A 25,563-nucleotide genomic window follows, 5' to 3' on the forward strand; every position below is an offset into this window, starting at 1 on the left:
GAAGCGCCGGAGCGCTGCTGGAGGGTGGTGGTCATGAGAACGGAAAGAAATGTTCCCGAAGGAACGGTTTAAGGAAGGGCAGGAGAGCCCTGCCTGGTTCCGAGTGTAACGGAAGTTTGCGCTGTGTATCGCAAACTTTATGAAGCTCTTGTGAAGAGGGCCTCAGCGCCTTTGGCTGTCGCGCTTGTTAGCGTCCCGAAAGCTCCATGGCAGCTGACTTGGCACCACAGCAAGAACGGGTGTTACTGGTGCGGCTGCCCTGCAATCCGATCTTTCCGATCGGGCCGATCTATCTCGCCGACCATCTGCACAAGTGCTTCCCGGAGATGCCTCAGCGCATCCTGGATCTTGCGGCTCTACCAGTGCTCGACGTGCATCGCGTGCTGGACGCGACCGTTGACCAATTTCAGCCCACGCTTCTGGTGTTCTCCTGGAGAGATATTCAGATCTATGCCCCGGTCGACGGGCGAGGGGGAAACCCTCTCCAGAATTCGTTTGAAGTCTTTTATGCCCGCAACCCACTGAAGCGACTCCATGGCGCCTTAGGCGGGCTTCAGTTGATGCGGAGTCATTACGGCGAGCTGAGCAGAAACCAGCGTTTGGTGCGTCAGGGCTTGAAGCGCGCACGCCGTCACCAGCCAAGCGCTCGGGCCGTTCTTGGAGGTGGAGCCGTCAGTGTGTTCTATGAACAGCTCGGCAAGTCGCTTCCCAAGGGCACGATTGTGTCCGTCGGCGAGGGGGAGCCACTTCTAGAAAAGTTGATACAGGGTCAGTCTCTCGAGCAAGAGCGCTGCTTCGTTGTTGGTGAACCGCCCCGGTCAGGCTTGATCCATGAGCAACCGGAGAGTCGTCCCAAGACAGCCTGCAATTACGACTACATCGCCTCGGTTTGGCCCCAGCTCGACTGGTATCTCGAAGGCGGTGACTTCTACGTCGGTGTTCAGACCAAGCGCGGCTGCCCTCATAACTGCTGCTACTGCGTCTACACAGTGGTGGAAGGCAAGCAGGTGCGCCTCAATCCTGTTGCCGAGGTCGTGAAAGAGATGCGCCAGCTCTACGACCGCGGGGTGCGTGGTTTCTGGTTCACCGATGCTCAGTTCATTCCCGCTCGGCGCTATATCGAAGACGCCAAGGAGCTTTTACGCGCGATCAAGGCCGAAGGTCTTACGGGAATTCGCTGGGCGGCCTACATCAGAGCCGACAATCTCGATCCAGAGCTTGCTCAGCTCATGGTGGAGACGGGCATGAGCTATTTCGAGATCGGAATAACTTCAGGCTCCCAAGAGCTCGTGCGAAAGATGCGCATGGGATACAACCTGCGGACGGTGTTGGAAAGTTGCCGCATGCTTGCGGATGCTGGCTTTCGCGATCACGTCTCGGTCAACTACTCCTTCAACGTGATCGATGAGCGGCCGGAGACCATTCGACAGACCGTGGCTTATCACCGGGAGCTTGAGGCGATTTTTGGTGCTGATCTGGTTGAGCCTGCGATCTTCTTCATCGGATTGCAACCGCATACCCATCTCGAGCAGTACGGTTTCGATCAGGGCTTAATCAAGCCGGGTTACAACCCGATGAGCATGATGCCGTGGACAGCGCGCAAGCTTCTCTGGAACCCGGAGCCGATGGGAAGCACCTTCGGCCGGGTGTGTCTCGAGGCCTTTGATCGCAATCCTGCCGATTTCGGTCGCACGGTGATGTCGCTCCTCGAAAGGGATTACGGAGTGGCTCCACTTCAGGAAGCGTTGCGTGCTCCTGTTGCAGGCCGATCGGCCTTGGCAACGGCTGTGCGCTGAATCAGAAACAGCGTCATCAAACAAGTCAGTCCGATCACTCCCCCAAGTGGATTGGGGGCATCTCCTCCAGGACCCACAAGCCAGGAGGGAGTTTGAGGCGATAGCTGAAGCCAGTCGTTCAGCAGCAGAAACCATCCAGCTACAAGCCCTCCATGCAGGCCTATACAGCCCCAAAGCGAGCCCTGGTCAGCTTGACGTTGTCTGGCGAGAATTATTCCCAACATAAAAAGACCGACAAGGAGTCCACCCATGCCAGCCAGCCCGAGGTTGAAGCGTGTGTGGACAAGGCTGAAAATGACAGCTTGAGCGACAGCTCCACCACGTGAGCCGATGATTCGGTTCAGTTCGGTCCACAGCCAACCGCGGAAAATCAATTCTTCAGCAAAGCCCACCCCAAGGCAGAGCAGCACAGCATTGAGGACGTGAATGCCATCGATATGGCCCAGCCATCGACCCCAACCTCCGATCAGAACAATGCTCGTGATCAACGTCAGTAGCCCTGCGGCGATGAAGAGGCCTCTCAGCAATCCAGCCGCGTGAATGGACCGATTGATGGAGCCTTTCTTGCTTATGCCCAAGGCGGCCCAGGGTTGTGATGCTGACCACCTCACGGCAGCCCATCTGGGCATCACCAGCAGAAACAGCACGAAACTCATCAGCGTCCCTGTGAAGGAGACCTGATCCCCTGGCAGCCCAAGAAGTGTGAGCGGGACGGCTGCCAGCCACCCCAACGCGTAGAGCAGCGGAACGAACAGAAGTGTGGGCAGCCAGACCGGCTGAAGCAGGAGAAACCTGTCCAGCAGTTGCTTCATCTCACTAACTCTCGGGCTCGATGGAGCTGGTCAGCCCTTTGCCCTTCAGTGTTTCGCAATAGAACTCAGCTGGCTCGATGTCACACACGATCACCAAGCCAACACCTGTGTTGTGGGCTTCCAGCATCACGGCCATGCAGTCCTGCTCGCTGAGTTGGGGCACAACCTGTTGAAGGGTGGACACCACATATTCCATGGAGTTCACCGGGTCGTTGTGCAGAAGCACCTTGTAGCGAGGTGAGTACTTGCGAACCCGTTCCGGAGCTTTGTCCAGAACAGCCGCACCTCCTGGGTTTTGGCTGGGAGCATCCACGGCCATGACCATTGATCCGAGATTTTTGAAATCTAAGGGGAATGCGAAGGAGGGGCGGCTCATAGAGCCTTGATGCGGGCCATGGCCTCCTCCACATTGGCGCGACTGTTGAAAGCTGACAGGCGGAAATACCCCTCTCCGGCGGCGCCGAAACCGCTTCCGGGTGTGCCGACCACATTGGCTTTGTTGAGGAGATGGTCGAAGAATCCCCAGGAGTCCATGCCTTCAGGGGTCTTGATCCAGACATAGGGAGCGTGTTCGCCGCCATAAACAGTGAGGCCTGCCTCACTGAGTTCACGGCGAATGATCGCGGCGTTCTCCATGTAGAAGCTCACCAGGGCCTTCACCTCGGCCTGACCGGCTTCGGAGTAAACAGCTTCAGCTCCGCGCTGAATGATGTAGCTCACACCGTTGAATTTGGTGCTCTGGCGCCGGTTCCATAGCCCCCAGAGTTCAACGTCCTCACCGCTGGCTGCCTTGCCTTTCAGCCCTTTCGGCACCACGGTGAAAGCACAGCGCGTGCCAGTGAAGCCAGCGTTTTTGGAGAAGGAGCGGAATTCGATGGCGCAGTCCCGGGCGCCGTCGATCTCAAAAATGGAGTGGGGGAGGGCTGGGTCCTGGATGAAGGCCTCATAGGCCGCATCGAACAGGATTAGGGCGCCATTGGAACGGGCGTAGTCCACCCAGGCCTGGAGTTGCTCCCGGGTGGCGACTGCACCAGTGGGGTTGTTGGGGAAGCAGAGATAAATCAGATCGACAGGTTCACTGGGAATCTGCGCTGCAAAGCCGTTGTCCGCACTGATCGGGAGGTAGCTCAGGCCCGCATAGCGACCGATCTCACCGGCTTCACCGGTGCGGCCGGCCATGACGTTGCTGTCGACATACACCGGGTAGACGGGGTCGGTGACAGCCACCTTGTTGCCCTCGCCGAGAATGTCGAGGATGTTGCTGCTGTCGCATTTGGAGCCGTCGGAGACAAAAATCTCATCGGCACTGATGTCGCAGCCTCGGGATTGGAAGTCGTTTTTGGCGATGGCGTCCCGCAGCCAGCCGTAGCCCTGTTCGGGGCCGTAGCCGTGAAAGCCTTCGGCTGTGCCCATCGCATCGATAGCTGTCTTCATCGCCTCACGGCAGGCGAGTGGCAAGGGCTCCGTGACATCACCGATGCCCAGGCGAATCAGCGCTGCATCGGGGTGGTCGGTGCTGAACGCCTTCACGCGCCGACCGATCTCAGGGAACAGGTAGCCCGCCTTGAGCTTGAGGTAATTGCCGTTGACCTGAACCACGGAACCGGAAGCTATGTCTGCGAGGCATCTTGCCGTGTCGGCAGCTCCATACGATGACTTCAGGAGTAAGGACATCCGACGTGGTCGTCTCAACCCCGGATCACCCGGTTGATTTCCATGCCCTGGTGGACAGCGGCATCAACAAACCCGCCCGGTACATGGGGCATGAGTTAGGGGTCGAACCAAGGGATTGGCAAGCCGCATCGGTGCGCTGGGCGCTCACTTACCCCGAGATTTACGAGGTCGGCTCCAGCAATCTCGGCCACATCATCCTCTATTCGATCCTCAATGCCGTGCCTGGGCAATTGTGCGATCGCGCTTATCTCCCGGCCGCCGATCTGGCCGGCCGCTTGCGGGAGCGGAGTCAGGCGCTGTTTGCGGTGGAAAGCCGTCGGCCCTTGCCCGCCTTCGACATTCTGGGCTTCAGCCTGAGTTACGAACTCGGCGCCACCAACATCCTCGAGATGCTGGACCTTGCCCAGGTGCCGATTCGAGCCGCCGATCGTGGTGACTTGCCGCTGAGTGATCCTGCAGCTCCTCCGCTGATCTTCGCGGGCGGTCCTACAGCCACCAGTAATCCAGAGCCCTACGCCCCTTTCTTCGATTTCGTTGCACTGGGGGACGGGGAGGAACTGCTGCCCGAGATCGGTCTAGTGGTGGCTCAGGCCAAAGCCGATGGATTGACCCGATCGCAACTGCTCCGCGATCTGGCCCAGGTCCCTGGTGTTTATGTGCCCTCTCTCTACGAGCTGGGCGCGGACGGAGTCACCCTTCAGCCGCTCCATCCTGATGTTCCGCAGAGGGTTCTCCGGCGTGTGGCGACGCCGATGCCCCACTACGCCATGGGCCTTGTCCCCCATGTGGAAACGGTGCATGACCGTCTCACGGTGGAGATTCGACGCGGTTGCACCAGGGGATGTCGCTTTTGTCAGCCAGGGATGCTGACGCGTCCAGCCCGGGATGTTGAACCAGAGGCGGTGATCGAAGCTGTTGAAACCGGGATGAAACAAACCGGCTACAGCGATTTCTCGTTGTTGTCACTTAGTTGCAGCGACTACCTAGCGCTGCCGGCGGTAGGGGTTGAGTTGCGGAACCGCCTCGCGGATCAGAACGTCACGCTTCAGCTGCCCAGTCAGCGGGTGGATCGCTTTGATGAAGACATCGCGCACATTTTGGGTGGTACGCGGAAAGCGGGCCTGACCTTCGCTCCTGAGGCCGGTACGCAGCGACTCCGCGACATCGTCAATAAGGGCCTGACCGATGACGACCTGCTGCATGGCATCCGCACCGCCATGCAGAACGGCTACCGCAAGGTGAAGCTGTATTTCATGATCGGCCTTCCTGGGGAGACGGATCCCGATGTCCTCGGCATTGCAGAGACCTGCGTGATGCTGCAGCAGCGCTGTCGTGACCTGGGTCGGCTGAACCTCAATATCACGATCAGCAATTTCACGCCCAAGCCCCACACGCCTTTTCAGTGGCACAGCGTCTCAACAGCTGAGTTTGAGCGGCGGCAGACCCTGCTCAGGGAGGCCTTCAGGCGTTTGCGCGGCGTGAAGGTGAACTTCACCGATGTGCGGCTGTCCGCCATGGAGGATTTTGTTGGTCGCAGTGATCGGCGCCTGGCACCGGTGATCGAGGCGGCCTGGAGGGCCGGTGCCGGAATGGATGCGTGGTTTGAGTCGCTGGATCGTGCCTATGCCGCCTGGACCGGAGCTATTGCTGACGCTGGTTTGGAAGGGCGTTATCGGGAGATGGAGGTCGGGGGCTGGAGTGCCGTGGCCGCGCTGGATCGGGAGGACCTAGAAGCCTTCTGTGCCCAGCCGCTCCCCTGGGACCACATCGATACAGGCATCGAGAAGGCCTGGCTGACAGATGATCTGCAACGGGCTCTTGACGCGGCGGTTGTGCCGGACTGCTCCTTTGACGGATGCAGCAGCTGTGGTGTGTGTGGCCCGGATTTGGGGCACAACGTGGTTGTCCCTGCTCCCGAGGTGCCGATCCAAGTGCCCACGCAGGCGCCTCCAAGCGAACGGGTGTGTCGCATCCGGGTGCGATTCGCCAAAACGGGATCGATGGCGCTGCTCAGTCATCTCGATCTGATGCGAATGCTGGAGAGAGCCCTGCGCCGCAGTGCTCTCCCGATCAGCTTCACCGGAGGGTTTCATCCCCTGCCTCGCGTTCAAATCGCTCTGGCCCTTCCCCTCGGCGCCGAGGCCCAGAGCGAGTGGATGGATCTGGAATTCACCGAGGTACAGGACCCAAATCACTTCTGCAGCACGCTCCAGCCCTTGTTGCCGGATGGGATTCAGCTGTTAGCGGCAGCAGAGGTTCCCGTTCGTGGGAAAAGCCTCTCTCAAGAACTGACGGGCGCTGTTTGGTGTTTTGATCTCGTTCAGGACGAGCAGACGCAGATCCCTGTGGACTGGAGTGCGGCTGTCGATCAACTGCTGCAGGCCAAGACCTTGGTATGGCATGACACCGACAAGAAGGGGCGCCCTAGAGAAAGGGATTGCCGTCCAGCGTTGAAAGCGCTTCAAGTGACGAATCAGAACTCCAGTGGGGCCGCTCGCCTTCGCTTGGAAGCAGCGGTGGATGATATGGGCCGAAGCTTGCGCCCTGCTCAGATTCAGCACTGGCTTGCCGAGACCGTCGGGCAGCCCTTGCAAGTGCAACGGTTGACTCGTGAAGCTCTGATCCTTAGTGCTCAGTGCTAGTTTGAATACAGAGCAAGTGTTTTGTCCGTCGGGACCACCCTTGTTCCGGTCTTGTCTGATCCCACACGGATATCGAGGTCCATATCACGGCTTGCGTGGCGGTCTATTTCGGAACCCCCAAGCTTGATTCATAGGAGTGCAAGCTCCGCATCCTTTTGGTCACATTGACCAGCTCAGATCTTTCCATCAACCCGTGAGTGCGGACCGGCAGGTTCCACAACGGATATGGCCCTGAATTGGGCTCAACCAGTCTTCCTATGCCCCAGCAAATTGTCATCGCGGAGCAGCTGCGCATCGCAGCAGTGCTAACCGATGAACGTGTTGACGAATTGATCGTCGCGCAGGGTCGTTATCAGATCGGAGATGTTTATCTCGGAACGGTTGAAAATGTTTTGCCCGGCATTGATGCCGCTTTCGTCAATATCGGTGAAAGTGAGAAAAATGGTTTCATTCACGTCACCGATCTCGGGCCGCTGCGTCTGAAGAAAGGTTCCGCTGGGATCACTGAACTCCTCGAGCCTCGTCAAAAGGTTCTGGTTCAGGTGATGAAAGAACCGACCGGTACCAAGGGCCCACGGCTGACTGGAAACCTTGCCCTGCCTGGGCGCTACCTGGTGCTCCAGCCCCATGGTCAGGGGGTGAACATTTCCCGACGCATCAGTTCCGATGCAGAGAGGAACAGACTCCGTGCCCTCGGTGTTCTGATCAAGCCGCCCGGGGCTGGCCTGCTGATTCGAACGGAAGCCGACGGCATCAGTGAAGATCTCCTGATTGAAGATTTGGAGTCGTTGTTTCGCCAGTGGGAGGCAATTCAGCAAGCAGCTGAGACAGCAGCCCCCCCTGTTCTTCTCAATCGCGATGAAGATTTCATCCACCGGATTCTGCGGGATCACATGGGGCCGGATTTGGCCCGGGTTGTGGTGGACGATGCCGCTGCCGTGGGCCGTGTCAGCAGCTTCCTTGGTGCTGATGCCAACAATGTTCTTGTAGAAGCCCACGGTGAACCCAGCGAGTTGCTGGAGCACTACAAGGTCAATGCCGCCATCCGCGATGCGCTCAAGCCTCGGGTTGACCTGCCTTCCGGTGGATACGTGATCATCGAGCCCACCGAAGCGCTCACGGTGATTGACGTGAACTCCGGATCGTTCACGCGCTCGGCCAATGCTCGAGAAACCGTTCTGTGGACCAACTGCGAGGCTGCGATTGAGATCGCTCGTCAGCTCAAGCTTCGCAACATCGGCGGGGTGATCATCATCGATTTCATCGATATGGATTCCCGTCGTGATCAGCTCCAGTTGCTGGAGCATTTCACGACAGCCGTTCGTGACGATTCAGCTCGACCGCAGATCGCACAGCTCAGTGAACTTGGCCTGGTGGAGCTCACACGCAAGCGTCAAGGGCAGAACATTTACGAACTCTTCGGACGGGCCTGCCCCAGCTGTGGGGGCCTGGGCCACGTGGCTGTGCTCCCAGGCAAAGATCTTCTCCAGCCCTTGGCGACCGCCACGGGATTGGTTCGTTCCGCTGCTTCTGCGCGCGCTGAAGTGGTTTCTCCCGGAGAGAACGGCGGGAATGGCCGGAGGCGGCGTGGTGGCCGAGGGCGCGGCACTCAGGATGCTGTCCTTCCGGTCGATACCTCCGATACGACCGCTCCTGAGGTGTCGACGCAAGAGGCGCATGAGCCTGCGATAGCCCGTCGTCAGGACCCTGAATTGGTTGCCGTTCCCATGACCGACGAACAGCAGCAGTTGTTTGGCTGGCTTGGTTTGAATCCTGCCCTGTTGCTGGAAGAGACTCCTGAATCCGACAATGTTGTTGTGAGGGTTGTTAGCCCTGGCGAGGATGAGCAGGAGGTGCTGGAGGCTGCTCGGCAGCAACTGGCGGCAACTGCGGGACGGCGTCGTCGTCGCGGCGGGCGTGGTGGCCGTTCAGGTGCACGTAATGGCGTCAGTCAGCCCGCCGTGACCCCTGCTACGGAAACTCCAGTTGTCGTGACGTCTTCCGTCCCGGATGAGACTGCACCCCTGATGGTGGAGATCACCCCCTTGGAGGCCGTGACCAATCTGACGATCAGCGAACCAGAGCCAACGATCGTTACGGAACCGGTTGAGTCGGAGCCTGCTCCGGTGGCGGAACCGGCTGAATCAGAGGAGCCCCGCCGTCGTCGTCGCCGCTCCTCTGCTGTCGCCACGGTCTGAACCGGATGACTCCGCAGGAGTCGCTCCCCATCGGGAGGGATGTGGCTGGAGTGGATGAAGTTGGTCGTGGTTGCTTGTTCGGACCTGTTTTTGCGGCAGCTGTAGTGCTGGATGGCGCAGCTGCAGAACGCCTGTTGAAGGCGGGACTGACCGACAGCAAGAAACTCTCCGCCAAACGTCGGGCTGCCTTGGTTCCCTTGATTCATTCGCTGTGTGTTGCCTCCGGCATGGGCCAGGCTTCAGCGCGAGAAATTGACGCCAGTGGTATTCGCGTCGCCACTGAACGCGCCATGTTGCGTGCTCTTCAGCGACTGCCGCAATCCCCTGGCTTGGTGCTTGTGGATGGCAACCTTCCCCTCAGGCTGTGGCTGGGCCCGCAGCGCACTGTTGTTTCCGGCGACAGCCGATCACCTGCCATCGCTGCTGCCAGCGTTCTGGCCAAGGAGGCCCGGGATTCACTCATTCGGCGTTTGTCCGATCGCTTCCCCGGGTATGGACTCGAGCGCCATGCGGGCTATGGCACGGCACAGCATCGTCAGAGCTTGATGGCTTCAGGCCCCACGCCCTTGCATCGGCAGACGTTCCTGAAGCGGCTGCTGGGATGAGAGTTGCGCCTCTGTTGCACCGCACCAGCTCCGATAGTCGTCAATGAGCTGCTGGCCGACACGGGTTTTGATGCCAATGAGGATGCCGCTCAGGATGGATTCCCCTGTTGACTCCAACACTCGTTTTGGAATCAGCTTCAGCAGGGAGGGTTGACTCACGCTGACCGACAGATGCGCGTTCCCCTGAAGCCCCTCGGGTGTGCAGGCGAGTCGTGCTTCCAGATTCAGCGCAAAGTCATCAACGATCCCTAGGCCTTCCAGTTCGCAATCCAGGGCGCGCATCACCAGAGTGTCCCCTTCCCTATGGATCTGAAGCGACACCACGGGCTTCACATGGAGCTGAAAGACCTTCAGGCTGGTCACGACGTAGCGGTAGAGACCCGGCTGTAAGGGGGTGAGCTGGCGTGCGTCTAGTAGGGCTCCGAGAACCCGTTCCTCCTCAAGCAAATAGGTGGGCAGCCGCTCTGCTCCGGTTCTGACAGGCAGATCAAGCTTTTGACTGGCTTCGAAGGCCAGGGGCATGGACTTCACCTGACGCGGCATGATCTTATCGAGTCCATGCAGTGCGGCTTCGATGCCTACACGTCTCGCATTCCTTGGTCCAGCTGGGACCTATGGCGAGCAGGCCGCTCGGGTGTTGATCGACCAGGACGCCCTAAATGATGTCCAGTTGATGCCGTGCACCGGTCTTCGATCGGTTGTGGAACAGCTGGCTCAGGGGCAGTGTGATGCAGCCGTTGTTCCGATTGAGAACTCGGTTGAAGGGGGAGTGACAGCGACCCTCGATGCGCTCTGGTCGCATCCTGAGCTTTGTATTCGAAGGGCGTTGGTGCTCCCGATTCAGCATGCGCTGCTGGGGAGTGGTCCACTCAGCAGAGTCACGGAAGTGCTCTCTCATCCGCAGGCCCTTGCCCAGTGCAGTGGCTGGTTGGCGCAGCATTTGCCTGATGCCCTGCAGCTTCCTACCTCGTCTACCGCTGAGGCTGCTCGCATGGTGGCCGGCAGTCCCTTTCGTGCTGCGATTGCCTCCAAGACGGCTGCAAGCGAACACGGGTTGGATGAGTTGGCTTTTCCCGTGAATGATGTGGCGGGAAATCGCACCCGTTTTCTCTTGTTGCGCCGTGGTGAACGCAGTGAACATGGAGATGTGGCCAGTCTTGCTTTCTCGCTGCATCGCAATGCACCTGGGGCCCTGCTGGAGGCGCTGGCTTGTTTGGCTCAGCGGGGGTTGAACATGAGCCGAATTGAATCTCGTCCGTCCAAACGGGAGTTGGGGGAATACGTGTTTTTTGTGGATGTGGACCTTCCTTCAGCGCCTTCAACTGCGCTGGCTGAACTCATCGCTCAATTGCAGCCTCTCTGTGAGCATCTCGCCCATTTCGGCGCCTACCCCAGCAGCGACCTCAGTGGCTGTTGAAAATCAGTGGCTGTTGAAAATCAGTGGTTGTTGACGATCAGTCTCGACGGATCCGAAAAACGCCAAATTGCATCAGGCCGGTGGCGAAGGCCCAGTGCATGAGCAACAACGTCGGGGTTTCTCTCAGGCCTTGAAGCACTGCTTTGGGTCCCAGGCTGAGCACAGACCAGGGACGTCGGATGCCCTCGACGATGGAGTCAATCCATGAGGGCAGCGTGGCCTGGGTCCAGTCATCGGTGACGATCTGACCACGATGGTGGGCGCTGTTGTCGAGGTTTTGGCGGAACCCCTTGATGCTGGCGAATTCGGGATGGGCCCACTGGTTGAGCAACTGACGCATCACCCAGCGTTCAGGTCGTGTCATGCCGCCGTCGGATGGGTCGCGGCGGTTCCAGTCGGCAACAGCAAGCAGACCTTCCGGGCGCATCACCCGTAGCAGTTCATCGGCATAGCGCTGTTTGTCCGGCATGTGCGGGCCTGCCTCCACACTCCAGACCGCATCAAAGCTTTGATCGGGCAGTTGAAGATCCAAGGCGTCCATCACCTGGAAGCGGCAGGTCAGGTCTGATGGGGTGAGTTGCGTGGCCCGCTTCACCTGGGCTGGGCTGATGCTGATGCCGAGAACGTCCAACCCGTAATCCCGCGCCAGGATTCGGGCACTGCCACCGATGCCGCATCCCACATCCAGCACCCGGCTGCCGGCGGGAAGTAGGTCCAGACCGCTCCATCGCACAAGCTCGTGAACGAAGGCTTCCTTGGCTTCGCGGAAGTCGCAGGAGCCTGGCGGGGTCCCGTAATGGCCGAGATGGACATGTTCCCCCCAGAGTTGCTCCAACAAACGGTCTTCCGTCCAGGCGTCGTAGGCGGAGGCAACACTCTCCGACGATTCGTAGCGCCGGTCGCGACGAAGCCATAGGGCAAGCCCGGTTGCTCCAGCCGCTCCGGCCACCACAAGCAGAGATCCCAACATCACTTCAGATCCATCAGTACGGTGCGGGCCGCCAACTGGCGTCGGGTGTGGTCCAACATTTCAAACTGCTGACTCAAACGCTCTTGGGTGTCGGTCAGTTCCAGAAGACTCTGTTGCTCTGATGCGGCCTGGTCGAGATGGGCACTGATCCAGAACGACAGCTCCCGCGGTAGATCAGGGAGATCATCAGGAAGTTCCACCTCTCGGTTCTGCAGCTTGCTTGTCAGTTGAACGACGTCGTTCAAGGCTTCGCTGACCTTGTCCCGCAAGCTGTTGAGTGCCTCGGCATCGGCCACGGGCTCATCTTCCAACCAGCTCACCATGGCTGTTCGGTAGGGCGTTTCACGGGTGATGTTCAACAGGCGGAACCGCTGTTGCCCCAGCGAAACGATGTAGCTGCGACCGTCTTCAGTGGTTTGGTGCTGGAGCACCTCTGCGCAGCACCCGATTTCGGCCATCTGGCCGTTCTCAGGATTGATGCGAACGATGCCGAATCGTTTGTCGGTCTCCAGAACCGTCTGGAGAAGCATCCGATAACGCGATTCAAAAATGTGCAGCGGCAGGAGCTGCTGAGGGAACAACACGACGTCCGGCAGGGGGAACAGGGGAAGCTCCCTCACGGAAAAATCGGACACGAACGCCGTGTTGTAGGCAACTGAATCCTAGGAAAGTGAAGTCCTGATCGACTGGATCAGAGCTTCACTTCGATGTCCACACCACTGGGGAGATCAAGCTTCATCAGCGCATCGATGGTTTTGGCTGAAGGGCTGTAGATGTCGATGATCCGACGGTGCGTGCGGGTCTCGAAGTGCTCGCGGGAGTCCTTGTCCACGTGGGGGGAGCGCAGAACGCAGTAGATCTTGCGTTTCGTGGGCAGGGGGATCGGACCGATTGCAGTTGCAGCGGTGTTATCGGCCGTTTCAATGATTTTCTCGCAAGACAGATCCAGCATGCGGCGGTCAAACGCCTTAAGGCGGATGCGGATCTTCTGCTGAGCGATGGCAGTGGACATAGGAGAGAGGCGAAAGAGCTCCGAAGACGAAGCAGGACTTCAGTTGTCGAGGTTCTTAGAAATGTAGGAGATGGGGGGCGGAGCCCCTCCATCTCCTGCTTTGTGGTTCAGCTTGCGCTGATCACTCGATGATCTTGGAGACCACGCCAGCACCGATGGTGCGGCCGCCTTCGCGGATAGCGAAACGCATGCCGGTTTCCATCGCAACAGGACAGATCAGCTCACCGGTCATCTGGATGTTGTCACCAGGCATCACCATTTCGACATTGCTGCCGTCTTCAGCTGTGAAAGCGGTGATCTGGCCGGTCACGTCAGTTGTACGGATGTAGAACTGCGGGCGGTAGCCAGCGAAGAAAGGAGTGTGGCGGCCGCCTTCTTCTTTCTTCAGCACATACACCTGACCTTCGAATTTGGTGTGAGGGGTGATGGAGCCAGGCTTCACCAGCACCATGCCGCGTTCGATGTCTTCCTTCTGGATGCCGCGCAGCAGCAGACCAACGTTGTCGCCAGCCATGCCCTCGTCGAGCAGCTTGCGGAACATTTCCACACCGGTGACGGTTGTCTTCCGAGGCTCGCGAATACCGACGATTTCGATTTCTTCGCCGACTTTGACGATGCCGCGCTCAATACGGCCGGTGGCCACGGTGCCACGACCGGTGATGGAGAAGACGTCTTCCACAGCCATCAGGAAGGGCTTGTCCACTTCCCGCTCAGGCTCAGGAATGCTGGCGTCAACAGCCGCCATCAGTTCCTCGATCTTGGCTTCCCAGGCAGCCTCGCCTTCGATGGCCTTCAGGCCAGACACCTGAACGACGGGGATGTCATCGCCGGGGAAGTCGTAGCTGGAGAGCAGTTCACGGATCTCCATTTCCACCAGTTCGATGATCTCTTCGTCATCGACCATGTCGCACTTGTTCAGTGCAACAACCAGAGCGGGAACGCCCACCTGCTTGGCCAGAAGGATGTGCTCCTTGGTCTGGGCCATGGGGCCGTCGGTGGCAGCACACACCAGGATGGCGCCGTCCATCTGAGCGGCACCGGTGATCATGTTCTTCACATAGTCCGCGTGGCCAGGGCAGTCCACGTGAGCGTAGTGACGAGTCTCGGTCTCGTACTCAACGTGAGCGGTGTTGATGGTGATGCCGCGCTCACGCTCTTCGGGGGCGCCGTCGATGTCGGCATAGTTCTGAACTTCAGCCTGACCCTTCTTGGCGAGCACGTTGGTGATCGCGGCGGTGAGGGTGGTCTTGCCGTGGTCAACGTGGCCGATGGTGCCGATGTTGACGTGGGGCTTGTTCCTTTCGAACTTCTCGCGTGCCATGGGTGTTTAAAGAATCGAGGGTTGGGTTTGGAGGAGTTTAGAGATCAGGAATTGCCCTGATTCTTGGAGATGATGGCCTCGGCCACATTGCGAGGAACTTCGGCGTAATTGTCGAATTCCATCGAGAAAATGCCCCGGCCCTGGGTCATGGAGCGGAGCTCGGTGGCGTAACCGAACATCTCGGCAAGGGGCACCTTGGCCGAGATTTTGGACGTGCCGTCATCGACGGACTGGCCTTCAACCTGACCTCGACGGGAGGACAGGTCGCCGATGATCGAACCGAGGAAATCCTCGGGGACTTCGACCTCGACCTTCATCATCGGTTCAAGCAGCACAGGATTGCACTTCTTGACGCCGTCCTTGAAGGCCATGGATCCGGCGATCTTGAACGCCATCTCCGAAGAGTCGACGTCGTGATATGAGCCATGCACCATCGTGCATTTCACATCGATCAGCGGATATCCGGCGATCACACCGGATTCGCAGGTCTCTTTCATGCCCTGCTCGGCGGGCTTGATGTATTCCTTCGGAACGACACCGCCCACGATCTTGTTGACGAATTCGAAGCCGGAGCCGGGCTCACCCGGTTCCATTTCGATCACGACGTGGCCGTATTGACCCTTACCACCGGTCTGACGAGAGAACTTGCCTTCGCCACCTGCGGAACCACGGATGGTTTCGCGATAGGACACCTGAGGTGCGCCGATGTTGGCTTCCACCTTGAATTCGCGCAGCATGCGGTCCACCAGGATTTCCAGGTGGAGCTCGCCCATGCCGGCGATCACGGTCTGACCGGTTTCAGAGTCAGTATTGACGCGGAACGTGGGGTCTTCCTCTGCCAAAGACACAAGTGCCTTGGAGAGTTTTTCCATGTCGCCCTTGGTCTTGGGCTCCACGGCCACTGAGATCACCGGTTCGGGGATGAACAGGGTCTCAAGAACGATGGGATCGTCCTGGGTGCAGAGGGTGTCACCGGTGGTGGTGTTCTTCAGACCCAGCACCGCGCCGAGGTCTCCGGCTCGCAGGGCATCGACTTCTTCGCGGTCATCCGCCTTCAGCACCACAAGACGAGAGATGCGCTCCTTCTCTCCCTTGGTGGAGTTGAGCACATAACTGCCTTTCTCCAGCACGCCGGAGTACATCCGGACGAAGGTGAGTTTGCCGTAGGGATCGGCCATCACCTTGAAGGCGAGGGCACTGAAAGGAGCGCTGTCGTCGGAAGGACGCACGGCTTCGCTGCCGTCGGGAAGCACACCCTGGATGGGGGGGACATCGACAGGAGCTGGCAGGTAGTCGATCACGGCGTCGAGCACCAGCTGCACGCCTTTGTTCTTGAAGGCAGAGCCGCAGAGCATTGGCACAAGACCGTGCTTCAGCACGCCTTCGCGAATGCCTTGCTTGAGCTCATCAACGCTGAGTTCGCCGCTCTCGAGGAACTTCTCGATCAGAGACTCGTCGGTTTCGGCGACGGTTTCCATCAAGGTGTTTCGCCATTCGGCCACCTCGTCGGCCATAGCAGCCGGCACCTCGGCCTCTTCGATATCGGTGCCGAGATCGTTCTTATAGATGTACGCCTTGTTGGCAACGAGATCGATGATGCCGCTCAGTTCACCTTCAGCCCCGATCGGAAGCTGGATCGGGACAGCATTGGCTTTGAGGCGATCCTTGATCTGGCCGTGAACCTTGAGGAAGTCCGCACCGGTGCGGTCCATCTTGTTGACGAACACCATCCGGGGGACGGAGTAGCGATCCGCCTGACGCCATACGGTCTCGGATTGGGGCTGAACACCACCAACGGCGCAGAAGACGGCGATCACACCATCCAGCACACGCATGGAACGCTCCACCTCGATGGTGAAGTCCACGTGGCCAGGCGTGTCAATGATGTTGATCCGATGGTCCTGCCAAGACGTCGAAATGGCAGCTGCCGTGATCGTGATGCCACGTTCCCGCTCCTGGGCCATCCAGTCGGTGACTGCAGCGCCGTCATGCACCTCGCCGATTTTGTGCACCACACCGGAATAGAACAGGATCCGTTCGGTAGTGGTGGTTTTTCCGGCATCGATGTGAGCAGCGATACCAATATTTCTGACGCGTTCCAGGGGGAAGTCGCGGGCCACAGGAAATTCTCCGGGGGTGGGGCGTGAAAAGGCGGGGAGACTCTACAGGCCAGCCATGAACATCTGTGTTGACGGGCTGGCCTGAAAGGCTCAGTAGCGGTAGTGGGCGAAGGCTTTGTTGGCTTCGGCCATTTTGTGGGTCTCTTCGCGCTTGCGAACGGCGCTGCCAGCCTCATTGGCGGCATCCATCAATTCGCCAGCCAACTTCTGGGCCATGCTCCGACCATTACGGGCACGGGAAAAGCTCACCAGCCAGCGCAGGGCCATGGCCGTTCCGCGCTCCTGGCGCACTTCCATGGGCACCTGATAGGTGGCGCCACCAACCCGGCGAGCGCGCACTTCCACCAATGGAGTGGCGTTCTTGACGGCAGTTTCGAACAGCTCGAGCGGATCTCCGCCGGTGCGCTCATTGATCAGCCCGAACGCGTCGGACAGGATCCGTTGCGCTGTGGACTTCTTGCCGTGCTGCATCAGGCGCACCACCATCATCGTGGCGAGGCGACTGTTGAACTGCGGATCGGGAAGAATCGGGCGCTTTTCAGCGGCGTTGCGGCGGGACATTAGGGATCAGAACGTTGTGGGAATGAGGAAGAAACCGGTGATCACTCCTTGGGAGCCTTGGCGCCGTACTTGGAGCGGGACTGACGCCGGTCTTTCACACCAGCTGTATCCAGGGTTCCGCGAATGATGTGATAGCGGACGCCAGGGAGGTCCTTGACACGACCACCACGGATCAAAACGACCGAGTGCTCCTGCAGGTTGTGACCGACGCCACCGATATAAGCCGTGACTTCAAAGCCGGAAGTAAGGCGCACACGAGCCACCTTGCGCAAAGCCGAATTGGGCTTTTTCGGCGTTGAGGTGTAAACGCGGGTGCAAACACCGCGTCGTTCCGGACACGATTTCAGGGCCGGGGACTTTGTCTTGGCCTTGAGGCGTGAGCGCTCAGTGCGGATCAGCTGTTGGATGGTTGGCATCGATGGTCGGTGAGCGGTCGGACTCCCGACCTGATTCGACAATCGACCACGATACCGGGTGACGGTCCCCTTTCAGACGCGGCTGAAGGCACTGCCACAGGCACAGGGTTCAACACCGTCGCTGCTGCGGATCAGAAATCCGCCACCACTGAGGTCGCCGCGGTAGTCCAGACAAAGACCCTCGAGCAATTTGAGCTGCTCTGCAGGGGCGTGCAGCGTCACGCCATCGGCCCTTGCAATGGCAATACCGGCCAAATGTCCTGCTCGAATGCGCAGCACATGCTGTGCGCATTCCCCTGGAGTGACGTCGAGATGCATCTGCCCGGGTGTTCCCGCCACGGCAGCCTGACGCCCTAGCTCGGCAGCAGCGGCAGCGGTCAGCCGCAAATTGGCAGCCATGCTCAGTTTCTTGGGTTCCCCACTGTTGCAGGTCTCAGAGAGGGATAAGCCCCAGTCCGTTATGAACTCTCGGGGTGCTGCCACGACCGTTCATCACGGTTTGGCCTGCCACGACGAGGGTTGTCGAACTGCCGCCATCCATATTCAACGCATCACGCAGGCCCAGTTGTTGGGCTGCCAGGGCTGTTTCCACAAGCGTGGGATCACTGCCAGAGGCACCACGCAGGGTCATTAGCCATTGACCGCTCTGCCCTTGGGCCACCACGGTCCGCGGTGCCGCCAAGCTCATGAAGCCGGGACTAAAGCCTTCTTGGCGTCCATTCAGAACCACACGCCCGTTCTGCATCAGGAGTGGACCGCCGCCCAGCACATTCGGCTGTTGGGCGAGGGATGAGCTCGCCTGTGATCTCACCAGGATCCGATCGCCAGGTCGCGCTGGTAGTGGGGTGCGCCCGCGAGCCACCACCAACTCAGCGTCCTGGGGGATGGAAATCCCGCGCTGCAGGTTGGTCTGCTCGAACGTTGCCTCGACGCGGCCACCGCGAATCAAGAGTGCTTCCTCTTCACCGCTCAAGGCCCGGTATCGGGGGCCCCAGGCCGGTGTGTAAAGGCTCAGTCCTTTTTGGATGTAGCCGCTGTTGATCGCTTTGATGCCCCAGTGCTGACCGTTGTTCACCTGCAACGTTTGGTCCAGGCGAAGTCGGCCGAACTGCAGATCTCCTGACGATCCCCAAGCGATGACGCCGCGGTTCAAAATCGGTCCCGATAGCCAGACCCCCTCGCGCCGCAGGGCTCCAAGGGGGAGTTGATTGATCCGGTTGAAAAACCCTCCGTTCACGGCGACCAGCGCCCCTGCGGGTTGGGAGAGCTGCGGAAGAAACTGCAGACCCTGTTGCTGTTCGGTCTTGGCCAGGGGCTGCAGGGTGATCCCGAGGCCGCTCAGGTCACCGCCCGCACGAAACACCTGGATGGGTTTCACCCCCACCTTGATCGTGCGTTTCTCCAGCACAAAGCCCCGCCTGAGCAAAGCAGCAACAGTTGGATTGCTTAGGGGTAGGCGTGCGCTTGGGGGTTGGCGGCGGCCGCCGACCCGCACACCGTCCAGCACCAATCGCCAGGGAGACGACAAGCTCAAGCTCCGTAGCTTTGTGGCTTGTCCCTGCAGCACAAGGCCGCCGTCACGACGCTGCTGAGGAGCGAGCCCCCACGCTTTGAGCTGACGTTTCTGTGACGGCGAGACCTTGAGCTCCAGCAACAGGTCACCGTTCAGCTGCTGCACCAAGGCGGGTCCGTTCAGATCAAGCACCAAACGATCGGCTGTTGAACCCTTGCCGCGGCGCAGGTTGTTCACGGTTGGGGTGGGCAGCCGAAGCGTCAGGCTGCTTCCGTTCACTTGGGTGGTAACACCGATCTCGGTGAGCCAGTCGCTCACTTCGAGACCCACTTCATCCCCGAGCGAACGGGTCTCTAGCGAAGCCAGGGGGACGGTTCGACCGAACCATTCCAGTGCCTCTCCGTCGATGCGAGCAACGCGCCTGAAACCCAGCCGGGATTCCAGGAGCTCCAAGGGCAGCCAGAGTTCCTCTGTTGCTGTGTTGCTGCCCCTCCAAAGCCAAACCGCTTTGCTGCGCTCTCGGCCGATGAGGACTTCATCACCACTTTGCTTCGGCACAAAGCGCAGCTCTGGAGGTGGCGCGGGCGGTGGCGCGGAAAGTGGGGCAAAGGCCAGCATGAAATGCCTTGGCGGAGAGGCGCCTGCCTAGGATCGTCCCTCGAGATGGTTTCTGCAGAGCTCGAAGCTGCAGGCCCATGCGACCGTCCGGTTGAGTTCCCTATGACTGAATCCATCCGTTCCGCTGTCTGGCCTTACTGCGACAGCCCTGCGCCCGAGGTTGTTGCGGGTGAGAAGGATGCTTGTGGAGTTGGCTTTTTGGCCCAGCTCCAGGGACAGGCCAGCCATTGGGTGTTGGAGCAGGCCCTGCGTGGTTTGGGATGCATGGAGCACCGAGGCGGTTGTGGGGGAGATGGAGACTCCGGCGATGGCGCAGGGGTGTTGTGTCAAATCCCCTGGACGTACCTAAAAGCCGTCTGGCCTGAGGCGGGTGCAGCGCGGGGCCTCGGGATGATGTTCATGCCGACCGATGCCACCCGTCGTGCCGAGGTCCGAGGCCTCTGTGATGACGAGGCCAAGGCGCTCGGCTTGCAACCGCTTGGTTGGCGAATTGTTCCTGTGGACTCTGCGGTGCTCGGCCCCCTGGCCCGCGCCACCGCTCCCGTTATTGAGCAGTGGGTGCTCAACGGTGATGCGGACGACGCAGGGTTTGATGGGCAGCTTCTCCGCTTGCGGCGGCGGATTGGCGCCCGTGTGCGGGCTGCCCTTGGCGCCGAGGTGGCCCAGGACGTTTATGTCGCTTCCCTGAGCAGCCGGACGGTTGTCTACAAGGGCATGGTCCGGTCCGAGGTTCTGGCGCAGTACTACGCCGATCTGCAGGATCCACGTTTTGCGGTGAGTTTTGCGGTCTATCACCGTCGCTTCAGCACGAACACCTTGCCCCGTTGGCCTCTGGCGCAGCCGATGCGGCTTTTGGGTCATAACGGTGAGATCAACACGCTGCTGGGAAATCTCAACTGGGCCAAGGCGTCAGAAGCCAGCCTCGAGAACGTTTGGGGAGAGGCTGCAGACGACCTGATCCCAGTGGTAAACCCTGCGTTCAGTGATTCCGCCAACCTTGACGCCACCCTGGAGCTGATGGTGCGCAGTGGGCGGTCGATCACCGACAGCCTGATCACGCTCGTTCCGGAAGCCTTCCGCAATCAGCCCGACCTCGACAGCCGTCCCGATGTGACGGCGATGTATGAATTCAACGCGGGAATTCAGGAGCCATGGGATGGCCCAGCCCTGCTGGTCTTTGCTGACGGCAAGCGGGTGGGTGCCACGCTCGACCGCAATGGGTTGCGCCCGGCGCGTTGGTGCACCACCGAAGACGGCTTCGTGATCATGGGGTCTGAGACCGGCGTGGTCGACCTCAGCGGCAAGACGATTGTTCAGAAAGGACGTCTTGGCCCCGGCCAGATGGTTGCCGTTGATCTGGAACGCGGTGAGTTGCTCGACAACTGGTCGGTTAAGGAAGACGCGGCATGTCGATTTCCCTATGCCGATTGGTTGCAGCAGCATCGCCGCGGTGTGGAACCCCAGCCTTGGACTCAAAACCGACAGGTGGGTGAACTCGACCTGCTGCGGTTGCAGACCGCCATGGGCTTCACCGCTGAAGACTTCGATTTGATCATCGAAGACATGGCGGCGCTCGGCAAGGAGCCGACTTACTGCATGGGGGATGACATTCCCCTGGCGGTGCTTTCCGATAAGCCGCACCTGCTCTACGACTATTTCAAGCAGCGCTTCGCCCAGGTCACGAACCCACCGATTGATCCCTTGAGGGAAAAGCTGGTGATGAGCCTGGAGATGCATCTGGGTGAACGCCGGCCGGCCCTGAAGCCCCAGCCGGAAGCGGCTTCAGTGATCCACCTCGAGACTCCTGTTCTGAATGAGGCGGAACTAGCGGCCATCAGTCAGCAAGGTTTGCCCGTCCAGACCGTGTCCACCCAGGTGGCAGTGGAGTCCTGCGTGGGAGGCCTTCAGAAGGCCATTGATGCGCTTTGCAGCCTTGCGGAACAGGCGGTGCGCGACGGTGCACAGGTGCTGGTGCTCTCCGATCGGGTTGGCAGCACGGGGGCGGCGGCACAGCTGACGCCCACGACGGTGGCAATGCCGGCCTTGCTGGCCGTGGGTGCTGTTCACCACCATCTGTTGCGCCAGAAGTTGCGTCTGCAGTGCTCTCTTGTGGTCGATACCGCCCAGTGCTGGAGCACCCATCACATGGCGTGTCTGATCGGCTATGGCGCCAGTGCCGTCTGCCCCTGGCTCACCTGGGAGACAACGCGCCACTGGCTGGAGCATCCCAAGACCAAGAAGCGGATCGAACAGGGCAAGTTGCCAGCCCTGGATGCCGATCAGGCGCAGGCCAATGTGCGTTTGTCGCTGGAGAACGGTCTCCGGAAGATCCTCTCCAAAATTGGAATCTCCTTGCTGGCCAGCTATCACGGCGCCCAGATCTTTGAAGCGATTGGACTCGGTGCGGATGTGGTGGAGACCGCCTTCACCGGGACAACGAGCCGTGTTGCAGGCATGACGCTCTCCGAGTTGGCGAATGAAACGCTCTCGATGCATGCCAAGGCCTTCCCCGAGCTCAACCGCAGCAAGCTCGAGTTCATGGGCTTTGTTCAGTACCGCAGTGGTGCTGAATACCACCGCAATAACCCCGAGCTTTCCAAGGCGCTGCACAAGGCAGTGGCCCAGGGCCCTGGTTATGACCACTTCTCCACTTACCAGGCGCTCTTGGAGAACCGCCCGGTGATGGCCCTGCGGGACCTTTTGGAGTTCAAGCTGGCGCCCACCCCGGTGCCCCTCGACCAGGTGGAGAGTGTGGAGAGCATCTGCACCCGCTTCTGTACGGGGGGGATGAGCCTCGGTGCGCTGTCCCGGGAAGCCCATGAAGTGCTGGCCGTGGCGATGAATCGCATCGGTGGCAAGAGCAACAGCGGTGAAGGTGGTGAAGACCCTGCACGTTTCCAGATCCTCAAGGATGTGGATGGGGAAGGACGGTCCGCCGCATTCCCCAGCATCGGCGGGCTTCGCAATGGCGATACCGCTTGTTCGGCGATCAAGCAGGTTGCTTCAGGGCGTTTCGGTGTGACGGCTGAATACCTGCGCAGTGGCAAACAACTGGAGATCAAGGTGGCCCAGGGGGCCAAGCCCGGTGAAGGGGGCCAACTGCCTGGGCCGAAGGTCGACAAGTACATCGCCTGGCTGCGTAACAGCAAGCCAGGAGTGGCCTTGATTTCGCCGCCGCCTCACCACGACATCTATTCCATTGAGGACCTGGCGCAGTTGATTCATGACCTGCACCAGGTGCATCCTGCTGCTCCTGTGAGCGTGAAGCTGGTGGCCGAGATTGGCATTGGCACCATCGCTGCGGGCGTGGCGAAGGCCAACGCGGATGTGATCCAGATCTCGGGTCACGACGGGGGCACGGGCGCATCTCCCCTCAGTTCGATTAAGCACGCCGGCAGTCCATGGGAACTGGGCCTGACCGAGGTGCATCGCTCTCTGGTGGAAAACGGTCTGCGCGATCGGGTCCTGCTGCGTGCTGATGGAGGTCTGAAAACCGGCTGGGACGTCATGATCGCTGCCCTGCTCGGCGCGGAAGAGTATGGGTTCGGGTCGATCGCCATGATCGCTGAGGGCTGCGTCATGGCTCGTGTCTGCCACACCAACAATTGCCCTGTCGGGGTCGCCACGCAGAAGGAGAACCTGCGCAAGCGTTTCACCGGTGTACCTGAGCACGTCGTCAACTTCTTCTGGTATGTCGCCGAGGAAGTGCGGCAGCTGATGAGTCTGCTCGGCGTTACCCGCCTGGAAGAGCTGATTGGCCGTACGGATCTGCTCAAGGCTCGTTCTGTCGATCTGGCCAAGACAAAGTGTGTGGATCTATCTGGCCTGATCGCTCCGATCAGTGGCGCTGCGGATCGCTCCTGGCTTCGTCACAGTGATCAGGCTCACGGCAATGGTCTGATTCTTGAGGATCAGCTGCTCGCCGATGTTGACCTCATGGCAGCGCTGGAGCACCACGGTGCCGTCAGCCGCACCATCGAGATCATCAATACCGATCGCAGTGTCTGTGCACGTCTGGCTGGTGAAATTGCCCAGCGTCATGGCAACCGCGGATTCAATGGACAGCTCGATCTGACGTTCCGTGGTGCCGCGGGCCAGAGCTTTGGGGCTTTCCTGGTGCAGGGCATGCAGGTTCGTCTTGAGGGTGAGGCCAACGACTACGTGGGCAAGGGCATGAACAGTGGTCGAATCACCCTGGTGCCTTCTGACGGTTCTGCCTCTCCAGGGGATCAGGTGATCCTCGGCAACACCTGTCTCTATGGGGCCACCGGTGGTGAGTTGTTTGCTCATGGCCGGGCTGGCGAGCGCTTCGGCGTTCGCAACAGTGGAGCCCGCACCGTGGTGGAAGGCGCTGGTGACCACTGCTGTGAGTACATGACCGGTGGTGTGGTGGTTGTCCTCGGAAGCACCGGCCGCAATATCGGTGCTGGCATGACCGGTGGTGTGGCCTTCTTGCTGGATGAGGAGGGCCGTGTCGCGCCTCGGGTGAACCCGGAGATTGTTGAGGTCTGCACCATCACCACCCATGAGCAGGAGACGCTGCTGAAGGGCCTGCTGCAACAGCATGTGGATCTAACGGGCAGCGAAAAGGCGGCCGATCTCTTGGCCAACTGGTCTGCGGCGAAGCATCGCTTCAAGGTGTTGGTCCCACCAAGCGAGCGGGAACCGATGGGATTGGCCGTTAAGCAGGCTGTGGCCGCCTAGCGCCGTCATCTCTCGTGGCCTGGTTCGTCAAGACCGAAACCTTCACGGCCGCCGCCGCCGCTCTGCCCGTCGAGCAGCGGCGGCCCACCTTGGAGGCTCACCGCCACTGGGTTGTGCAGGAAGCCGCTGCAGGACGACGTCTTCATAGCGGTTATCTGGTTGATGACAACCGGCGGCCTGGTGGCGGGGGATTGCTGATGTTTGAAGCTTCGTCCTACGCCGAAGCTCGGGCGTGGGTGCAGAACGACCCGATGATTCGAGCCGGTCTGGTGGACTGGCAGTTGCACGAATGGATCCCCGTCAGCGGGGATGGCTGGTCATAAGCCGCTGCACCTCACCGGCGTGGTAGCTGCTGCGGGTGAGTGGTGTGCTGACGACCTGGAGGAAGCCCAGTTCCTCTTCGCCGACTGTTCTGTAGGTGTCGAATTGAGCAGGAGTCACAAAGCGGTCGACGGCCAAATGTTTCGGACCTGGAGAGAGGTATTGGCCGATGGTGACGATATCGACCTTGTGCTGGCGCAGATCCCGGAGCGTTTGGATCACTTCCTCATCGGTTTCACCGAGCCCGACCATCAGGCCTGACTTGCTGTAGGCCTTGGGCCATTGGTCACGCACCCGCTGCAGTAGCTCCAGGGAGCGTTGGTAGATGCCCTGGGGCCGAGCCCGGCGGTACATCCGCGGAACCGTCTCGATGTTGTGGTTCAGCACATGGGGTGCAGCTCCCATCACGCTTGCCAGAGCGTCCCAGTTACCGCAGAAGTCAGGAATCAGCAGCTCGATTGTTGTGAGCGGTGAGCGCTTTTTGACCTGTTCAATGCAGGCCACGAACTGGGAGGCGCCGCCATCAGCGAGGTCATCACGGTTCACGGAGGTGATCACCACGTGTTTCAAACCCAGACGGGCTACCGCTTCGCCGAGCCGTTGCGGTTCCGTCGGATCCAGCTCGCGCACGCTCTTGTCGAAGTCGATGTCGCAGTAAGGGCATGCGCGGGTGCAACCAGGCCCCATGATCAGAAACGTGGCTGTGCCGCCTGCGAAGCATTCCCCGATGTTGGGGCAGCTGGCTTCCTGGCAGACCGTGTTCAGGTTCAAGTCCAGCAGCAGGTCGGCTACGGCGCCGATCCGTTCGCGCTGCGGAGCCTTAACGCGCAACCACTCCGGCTTAAGCACGGCGAAGTCTCTTC

21 protein-coding genes are annotated in these 25,563 nt (G+C 60.0%); 7 read left to right on the forward strand and 14 right to left on the reverse strand.

Annotated features, from left to right (window positions below; translation table 11 throughout):
• Positions 1-206 precede the first annotated feature (206 nt).
• Positions 207-1,796, forward strand: a complete 1,590-nt coding sequence (locus FZX13_RS08225) for a photosystem II high light acclimation radical SAM protein (protein WP_115022711.1) — start codon at positions 207-209, stop codon at positions 1,794-1,796.
• Here FZX13_RS08225 and FZX13_RS08230 read toward each other — a convergent pair.
• From FZX13_RS08230 to FZX13_RS08240, 3 genes are read right to left on the reverse strand one after another with little or no spacing between them, the layout of a single operon-like run.
• Positions 1,736-2,608, reverse strand: coding sequence for a CPBP family intramembrane glutamic endopeptidase (locus FZX13_RS08230; protein WP_226409141.1), 873 nt, complete (start codon positions 2,606-2,608; stop codon positions 1,736-1,738). The genes FZX13_RS08225 and FZX13_RS08230 overlap by 61 nt on opposite strands.
• 4 nt (positions 2,609-2,612) lie before the next feature.
• Positions 2,613-2,933 (reverse strand): ATP-dependent Clp protease adapter ClpS, encoded by a 321-nt coding sequence (gene clpS, locus FZX13_RS08235; protein ID WP_226409300.1) that lies wholly within the window; start codon positions 2,931-2,933, stop codon positions 2,613-2,615.
• Between the two features lie 47 nt (positions 2,934-2,980).
• On the reverse strand, positions 2,981-4,207 hold the full coding sequence (locus tag FZX13_RS08240) for an LL-diaminopimelate aminotransferase (protein ID WP_226409143.1): 1,227 nt from the start codon (positions 4,205-4,207) through the stop codon (positions 2,981-2,983).
• A gap of 53 nt (positions 4,208-4,260) precedes the next feature.
• Here FZX13_RS08240 and FZX13_RS08245 point away from each other — a divergent pair, with 53 nt between their 5' ends.
• From FZX13_RS08245 to FZX13_RS08255, 3 genes are all read left to right on the forward strand, one after another.
• A complete protein-coding gene (locus tag FZX13_RS08245) occupies positions 4,261-6,924 on the forward strand; it encodes a TIGR03960 family B12-binding radical SAM protein (protein WP_226409145.1) in 2,664 nt (887 codons plus the stop codon).
• Between the two features lie 257 nt (positions 6,925-7,181).
• On the forward strand, positions 7,182-9,122 hold the full coding sequence (locus FZX13_RS08250) for an Rne/Rng family ribonuclease (RefSeq protein WP_226409147.1): 1,941 nt from the start codon (positions 7,182-7,184) through the stop codon (positions 9,120-9,122).
• 5 nt (positions 9,123-9,127) lie between these two features.
• Positions 9,128-9,727 (forward strand): ribonuclease HII, encoded by a 600-nt coding sequence (locus FZX13_RS08255; protein ID WP_226409149.1) that lies wholly within the window; start codon positions 9,128-9,130, stop codon positions 9,725-9,727.
• Here FZX13_RS08255 and FZX13_RS08260 read toward each other — a convergent pair.
• Complete coding sequence (locus FZX13_RS08260) at positions 9,674-10,249, reverse strand: DUF1997 domain-containing protein (protein WP_226409150.1); 576 nt, start codon at positions 10,247-10,249, stop codon at positions 9,674-9,676. The genes FZX13_RS08255 and FZX13_RS08260 overlap by 54 nt on opposite strands.
• A 52-nt stretch (positions 10,250-10,301) precedes the next feature.
• Between FZX13_RS08260 and pheA the strand changes: the two genes are divergently transcribed.
• On the forward strand, positions 10,302-11,144 hold the full coding sequence (pheA, locus tag FZX13_RS08265; RefSeq protein WP_226409152.1) for a prephenate dehydratase: 843 nt from the start codon (positions 10,302-10,304) through the stop codon (positions 11,142-11,144).
• A gap of 37 nt (positions 11,145-11,181) precedes the next feature.
• Here pheA and FZX13_RS08270 read toward each other — a convergent pair whose 3' ends face one another.
• The 9 genes from FZX13_RS08270 to FZX13_RS08310 form a co-directional block, all read right to left on the reverse strand.
• Positions 11,182-12,114 carry a methyltransferase domain-containing protein gene (locus FZX13_RS08270; protein ID WP_226409154.1) on the reverse strand — a complete coding sequence of 311 codons (933 nt, stop codon included), beginning with the start codon at positions 12,112-12,114 and terminating at the stop codon, positions 11,182-11,184.
• On the reverse strand, positions 12,114-12,749 hold the full coding sequence (locus tag FZX13_RS08275) for an LON peptidase substrate-binding domain-containing protein (protein WP_226409156.1): 636 nt from the start codon (positions 12,747-12,749) through the stop codon (positions 12,114-12,116). The genes FZX13_RS08270 and FZX13_RS08275 overlap by 1 nt, the downstream gene beginning before the upstream one ends.
• A gap of 56 nt (positions 12,750-12,805) precedes the next feature.
• Positions 12,806-13,126: a 30S ribosomal protein S10 gene (rpsJ, locus tag FZX13_RS08280; protein ID WP_011363346.1), complete on the reverse strand. Its 321-nt coding sequence runs from the start codon at positions 13,124-13,126 to the stop codon at positions 12,806-12,808.
• Positions 13,127-13,247: 121 nt separating this feature from the next.
• Complete coding sequence (gene tuf, locus FZX13_RS08285) at positions 13,248-14,447, reverse strand: elongation factor Tu (protein WP_115093336.1); 1,200 nt, start codon at positions 14,445-14,447, stop codon at positions 13,248-13,250.
• A 44-nt stretch (positions 14,448-14,491) separates the two neighbouring features.
• The gene (gene fusA / locus FZX13_RS08290; protein ID WP_115022731.1) at positions 14,492-16,567 is read right to left on the reverse strand and encodes an elongation factor G; all 2,076 of its coding nucleotides are present in this window, start codon (positions 16,565-16,567) and stop codon (positions 14,492-14,494) included.
• Positions 16,568-16,657: 90 nt separating this feature from the next.
• Complete coding sequence (gene rpsG / locus FZX13_RS08295) at positions 16,658-17,128, reverse strand: 30S ribosomal protein S7 (protein ID WP_115022733.1); 471 nt, start codon at positions 17,126-17,128, stop codon at positions 16,658-16,660.
• Positions 17,129-17,169: 41 nt separating this feature from the next.
• Positions 17,170-17,544, reverse strand: coding sequence for a 30S ribosomal protein S12 (rpsL, locus tag FZX13_RS08300; RefSeq protein ID WP_006850614.1), 375 nt, complete (start codon positions 17,542-17,544; stop codon positions 17,170-17,172).
• 72 nt (positions 17,545-17,616) lie between these two features.
• Complete coding sequence (locus tag FZX13_RS08305; protein WP_115022735.1) at positions 17,617-17,943, reverse strand: AIR synthase; 327 nt, start codon at positions 17,941-17,943, stop codon at positions 17,617-17,619.
• Positions 17,944-17,977: 34 nt separating this feature from the next.
• The gene (locus FZX13_RS08310) at positions 17,978-19,675 is read right to left on the reverse strand and encodes a phosphodiester glycosidase family protein (protein WP_226409157.1); all 1,698 of its coding nucleotides are present in this window, start codon (positions 19,673-19,675) and stop codon (positions 17,978-17,980) included.
• A gap of 102 nt (positions 19,676-19,777) precedes the next feature.
• On the opposite strand from FZX13_RS08310, the gene gltB reads away from it, so the two are divergent.
• A complete protein-coding gene (gene gltB / locus FZX13_RS08315; protein ID WP_226409159.1) occupies positions 19,778-24,379 on the forward strand; it encodes a glutamate synthase large subunit in 4,602 nt (1,533 codons plus the stop codon).
• Between the two features lie 14 nt (positions 24,380-24,393).
• On the forward strand, positions 24,394-24,702 hold the full coding sequence (locus tag FZX13_RS08320) for a YciI family protein (RefSeq protein WP_226409161.1): 309 nt from the start codon (positions 24,394-24,396) through the stop codon (positions 24,700-24,702).
• On the opposite strand, the gene lipA is transcribed toward FZX13_RS08320, so the two are convergent.
• The gene (lipA, locus tag FZX13_RS08325; protein ID WP_226409163.1) at positions 24,680-25,549 is read right to left on the reverse strand and encodes a lipoyl synthase; all 870 of its coding nucleotides are present in this window, start codon (positions 25,547-25,549) and stop codon (positions 24,680-24,682) included. The two genes, FZX13_RS08320 and lipA, sit on opposite strands and share 23 nt — an antisense overlap.
• Between the last annotated feature and the right edge of the window lie 14 nt (positions 25,550-25,563).

The organism is Synechococcus sp. MU1625 (assembly GCF_020514205.1).
Lineage (GTDB): Bacteria > Cyanobacteriota > Cyanobacteriia > PCC-6307 > Cyanobiaceae > Parasynechococcus.